Source organism: Zhongshania sp., assembly GCF_041623545.1.
Taxonomy (GTDB): domain Bacteria; phylum Pseudomonadota; class Gammaproteobacteria; order Pseudomonadales; family Spongiibacteraceae; genus Spongiibacter.
Map to the genome: position 1 here is coordinate 1 of NZ_JBFJWS010000302.1, position 3,820 is coordinate 3,820.

Annotated in this window: 3 protein-coding genes and 1 tRNA gene; all 4 read left to right on the plus strand. The window is 49.9% G+C overall.

Annotated features, from left to right (window positions below):
- A partial coding sequence (gene alaS / locus ABYT30_RS16845; protein WP_373097596.1) for an alanine--tRNA ligase occupies positions 1 to 1,543 on the plus strand: 1,543 nt, incomplete at its 5' end.
- A 142-nt stretch (positions 1,544 to 1,685) separates the two neighbouring features.
- Positions 1,686 to 2,915 (plus strand): aspartate kinase, encoded by a 1,230-nt coding sequence (locus ABYT30_RS16850; protein ID WP_373078864.1) that lies wholly within the window; start codon positions 1,686 to 1,688, stop codon positions 2,913 to 2,915.
- A gap of 81 nt (positions 2,916 to 2,996) precedes the next feature.
- The gene (gene csrA, locus ABYT30_RS16855) at positions 2,997 to 3,179 is read left to right on the plus strand and encodes a carbon storage regulator CsrA (protein ID WP_008247082.1); all 183 of its coding nucleotides are present in this window, start codon (positions 2,997 to 2,999) and stop codon (positions 3,177 to 3,179) included.
- A 131-nt stretch (positions 3,180 to 3,310) separates the two neighbouring features.
- A tRNA-Ser gene (locus ABYT30_RS16860) sits at positions 3,311 to 3,403 on the plus strand.
- Positions 3,404 to 3,820: the final 417 nt, after the last annotated feature.

A 3,820-nucleotide genomic window follows, 5' to 3' on the forward strand; every position in this document is an offset into this window, starting at 1 on the left:
GGAAGAGGAGCAGTTTGCTAAAACCCTTGATCAGGGCATGAAAATTCTCGAGCAGGATTTACAAGATTTAAACGGCAAGCAGATTCCCGGCGACACGGTATTCCGTCTTTACGATACCTATGGTTTTCCGGTTGATCTCACCGCGGACATCGCGCGTGAACAGGGTCTGAGCCTGGATATGGACGGTTTTGAACAGGCCATGAACGCTCAGCGCGAGCGCGCGCGTTCCGCCTCGAATTTTAAGGTGGACTTGAGTTCAGAGTTGAATATCGACGGCGAAACGGCATTTTGTGGCTATCATAGCTTGGCAGAGCAGGGCGCTGTCGTTGCCTTGCTGCAAGATGGTCAGCGCGTTAGCTCCCTAAAAGAAGGTGATGCCGGCGTAATTATTTTAGATCAAACGCCGTTCTACGGTGAATCAGGTGGTCAGGCCGGCGATTCAGGCGTGCTCAGCGCCAATGGCGTGCGCTTTGAAGTACGTGACACCCATAAATCCGCCGGTCACCATTTGCATCATGGCGTGGTGGTGAGTGGCACCATTAGTGAAGGTGATCACTTGCAGGCGGAGGTGGATAACGATATTCGCCAAGCTACCGCCTTGAACCACTCCGCGACCCATTTATTGCACGCCGCGCTGCGTCAGGTCTTGGGTGAGCACGTAGGGCAGAAGGGCTCGCTGGTCGATGCACAGCGCCTGCGCTTTGACTTCTCGCACTTTGAGGGCGTCAGTAAAGAGCAGCTTGCGGCAATTGAAGCCTTGGTTAATCAGCAGATCCGTCTGAATAGTCCCGTACAGACTGAAGTGATGGATATGGACGGTGCGGCCAAGCGCGGTGCCATGATGCTATTCGGTGAGAAATACGGTGAAGAGGTTCGGGTGCTGAGTATGGGCGGCGATTTCTCTATTGAGCTGTGTGGTGGTACCCATGTTGAGCGCACTGGTGATATTGGTTTGATGCGTATTGTGGCTGAATCCGGTATTGCTGCCGGAGTGCGTCGCATTGAGGCAGTGACTGGTGCAACGGCGCTGGCTGCGTTCGAGCAGGCAGAAAGTGAATTGGGGCAATTAGCAGGTTTGCTCAAAACTGGTCGAGACAAGTTAGCCGACAAGGTTCAGCAGTTACTTGCCCAGCAAAAGCAGCTGGAAAAAGACGTAGCTGCATTGAAGGGTAAATTGGCGAGTTCAGCGGGCGATGATTTATTGGCCCAGCTAGAAGAAATCGCGGGCGTTAAGGTCTTAGCGACGAAATTAGAGGGTGCCGATGCAAAAACTTTGCGTGATACCTTGGATCAGCTCAAAAACAAGCTAGGCTCAGGTGTAATACTGCTGGCGGCCGATGAAGGCGGTAAAGTGGCTTTGGCCGCAGGTGTCACCAAAGATCTAACCGGTCGTTTTAAAGCCGGAGAGATCATGAAGTTGGCAGCAGAGGCTGTTGGTGGCAAAGGCGGTGGTCGCCCAGATATGGCACAAGGTGGTGGTGTCGATGTGGCGGCTATTCCAGCTGCATTGCAGCTTGTTCGCGACTATTGCGCAGCCAAGTAGCCAAGTAGCCAAATAAATTGATCCATATCGGTGCAAAAACTACGTAAATCACGTATAGCACGCAGTGGGTCATTTCCTTTAAATTTGTTCTGGTGTTTAATGAGCGCCCTCTGAGATGGGCGTTTATTAGCAGAAGTGAATCATGAGTCTAATAGTTCAAAAATTTGGCGGTACCTCGGTTGGGACGGTTGAACGAATTAAAGCGGTAGCTCAAAAAGTCGCCGGTTTTCGTCAGCAGGGCCACGATATTATAGTCGTAGTGTCGGCGATGAGTGGTGAAACCAATCGCTTGATCGACTTGGCCAAGGCAATGCAGGCAGAGCCCACGCCACGAGAAATGGACGTGCTAGTCTCTACTGGCGAGCAGGTAACGATTTCACTGCTTTGCATGGCCTTACATGATCTAGGGCAAGGTGCAAAGTCGTATACAGGCACCCAGGTGCGGATTTTAACTGATGAGGCGCATACCAAAGCGCGTATCAGAGATATTGACGATGCCAAGATCCGGGCTGACCTGGCAGAAGGCAATGTAGTGGTTGTGGCAGGTTTTCAAGGCGTTGATGAAAACGGCAATATCACAACCTTGGGGCGCGGCGGTTCAGATACCACGGGCGTTGCGCTCGCGGCGGCGCTGAAGGCCGATGAATGTCAAATTTATACTGATGTAGACGGGGTCTACACCACTGATCCGAGGGTGGTGAGCAATGCCCGCCGCCTAACTCGTATTACTTTTGAAGAAATGCTGGAAATGGCCAGCTTAGGTTCTAAAGTATTACAGATACGCTCAGTAGAATTTGCTGGTAAGTACAATGTGCCATTGCGGGTGCTACATGCTTTCCAGGATGGACCAGGGACATTGATTAGCTTAGAGGAAGACTCGGATATGGAAAACCCGGCAATTTCGGGCATTGCGTTTACCCGTGATGAGGCAAAGATTACTGTGTTAGGCGTACCGGATACTCCAGGTTTGGCTTACCAAATTCTCGGTCCGGTGAGCGATGCAAATATTGAAGTCGACGTTATTGTTCAAAACGTCGCTGAAGACAATTCGACGGACCTGACTTTTACGGTTAGTCGTGGAGATATGGCAAAGACCGAAGCCATTGTGCGTAAGCTGGTGAAACAAACAGGTGCGCGAGAGGTCAAAACGGATGACAAAATTGCCAAGGTATCGCTGGTCGGCGTCGGTATGCGTTCGCATGCGGGTATCGCCAGTAAAATGTTCAAAACCTTGGCGGAGGAGTCAATAAATATTCAGCTTATCACAACCTCTGAAATAAAAATCTCAGTGGTCATTGATGAGAAATATTTGGAGCTAGCCGTTCGCTCGCTGCACGCAGCTTTCGAACTGGATTTGGAGCCCAGTATTTAATTTAATTGCGCTATTTTCGCTGTGTTGCACAAGGAATCGCACCAGGGGGTTTGCGTTGGGCTCTTACAAGGAGATGCCATAATGTTAATTTTAACTCGTCGTATTGGTGAGACCTTGATGGTTGGTGATGAAGTCACGGTGACTGTTTTAGGTGTAAAGGGAAATCAGGTTCGCTTAGGTGTTAACGCGCCTAAAGATATTGCGGTACACCGTGAAGAAATTTACGACCGTATCCAAAATGAGAGCAATGGAAACAAGGAATAAAGCGAAAAAAGCCGTTTAGGCCTTTGCTTATTTCCTGAGTGTGGTATTATGCCGCCCGATTCGTTGAACAGCGCTATGTGCTGATTAACGCTCTACTTTTTCAAGCTTGCTTGTTTAAGTGGGAAATTTCCGGAGAGGTGGCCGAGTGGCTGAAGGCGCTCCCCTGCTAAGGGAGTATGGGGTTTATAGCCTCATCGAGGGTTCGAACCCCTCCCTCTCCGCCATTATTAAAAAGACCCGCTATTTTAGCGGGTTTTTTTATGCCTGATTGTTTGTATGGCTAAGTGGCCTAAATACTGGGCTAGATGCTAGATGGCAAGCATTTAGCTTGTGTCGATTACCGCACTCCATATCGCGGAGTGTGTTTGTTATTCGTAGTCTATCCAATAAAAGCAGGATTGCCCGGCTGCATTGCTCCTCGCCAAGAATACTATTTGCCACGTTAGCTGACTCATCGCTCCAGAATGCGAGCAATCTTGTCCGGGATCTCAGCATCCTTATCTCGAAACTTGCTTATTTCGCTCTTCGTTTCGTTCCCTCGCTGCAAGTACTGCTCTTGGCAGTCGTCAATTGACAGGCATCAGTGGCACTTATAATATGGAACTATAGGTTCCACAATTTTGCGCGCCGAGCGTTCCCTA